This is a genomic window from Parvularcula marina (genome assembly GCF_003399445.1).
In the GTDB taxonomy this organism is placed as follows: Bacteria; Pseudomonadota; Alphaproteobacteria; order Caulobacterales; family Parvularculaceae; genus Parvularcula; species Parvularcula marina.
The window spans coordinates 1-547 of record NZ_QUQO01000022.1 but is presented as its reverse complement, the minus strand read 5'-3'; the positions used below and the strand labels follow the sequence as shown (position 1 = coordinate 547).

Annotated in this window: 1 protein-coding gene; it reads right to left on the bottom strand. The window is 64.4% G+C overall.

Features of this window, described 5'->3' with window-relative positions; genetic code table 11:
- Nucleotides 1-547: alanine dehydrogenase (locus DX908_RS16935; RefSeq protein ID WP_500048837.1), on the bottom strand; the 547-nt coding region annotated here is incomplete at both ends.

Genomic DNA, 547 nt, shown 5'->3' with positions numbered 1-547 from the left:
GGGATGCTTTCCAATGCCGCTTTGGCGCCGAGGTTGGCCAGCGCGGTCGCGTAGCGCAGCGTGACGTTGGTCAGGGCGTAGGTCGACGTGTTGGGCACCGCGCCCGGCATATTGGCGACGCAGTAGAACAGCGAATTGTGCACCATGAAGGTCGGGTTCTCGTGCGTGGTCGGGTGGCTGTCTTCGAAGCAGCCGCCCTGGTCCACCGCGATGTCCACGAGCACCGAGCCCGGCTTCATCCGGGCGACCAGTGCATTGGTGACCAACTTCGGTGCCTTGGCGCCGGGAATCAATACCGATCCGATGACCAGATCTGCGTCGAGCAGCGACTTTTCGATTTCCAGGGCATTCGAAGCGATGGTCTTCAAGCGGCCTTGGTAGATCGCGTCGAGCTCGCGCAACCGGTTGATGTTGATGTCCAGAATGCTCACGTCGGCGCCGAGGCCCAGCGCCATTGCGGCGGCGTTGGTGCCCGCTACACCGGCACCCAGCACGACGACTTTGGCGGGGCGCACGCCGGGGACGCCGCCGAGCAGCACGCCTTTTC